The sequence below is a fragment of the Denitromonas iodatirespirans genome, from assembly GCF_018524365.1.
Lineage (GTDB): Bacteria > Pseudomonadota > Gammaproteobacteria > Burkholderiales > Rhodocyclaceae > Nitrogeniibacter > Nitrogeniibacter iodatirespirans.
This window is the reverse complement of record NZ_JAEKFT010000133.1, coordinates 1-548: the sequence shown is the minus strand read 5'-3', so window position 1 is coordinate 548 and position 548 is coordinate 1. Positions and strand designations below refer to the sequence as shown.

Annotated in this window: 1 protein-coding gene; it reads right to left on the bottom strand. The window is 65.1% G+C overall.

The window, feature by feature from the left end:
• Positions 1 to 548: transposase domain-containing protein (locus I8J34_RS24270; RefSeq protein WP_214364195.1), on the bottom strand; the 548-nt coding region annotated here is incomplete at both ends.

Genomic DNA, 548 nt, shown 5'->3' with positions numbered 1-548 from the left:
CAATACAGATAGCCGGTGAAGCCACGATCGGCCATCAGCAGCATGTCCGGCGCAAGGCTTGCGAGCAGCGGCTCGCACACATCCCATTCGCTGACCCGGTAGGGGCCGATGTTGGCGTCGATGATGGCGTGGGTCGCGCATTCGACCAGCACGGCGCATTGGGCTTGCGGATAGCCCGCCTGGCCGGTGCGACTGCCGGGGTAGCCAAACTGCTCGACGTTGTCGACTTCGTCGGGCACTTCAAAATTGCTCCCGTCAATGGCCATCAGGCGCAGGCCGGCGTAGAACGCAGCCGGATGCGCTTTGGCGTCAGCGAGCGGCACACAGGCTTGTGACATGAGCGTGCGCAAGGGCGGGTGCCCGATCCTGCTGCGCAAGGCGCTGATCGAGGATTTTCCGACGGTGGCCGGCTGAGGGGCCGAGCGCGCCCAGGCCAGACCCTGAGAGATCACTGCGAACACTTCCTCGTAGGCCGCTTCGGGGTAGAGGCTCAGCGCCATGCAGTAGTAAACCCCGGCCACCGCCGGGAAGCTGCGCACACGCTGACT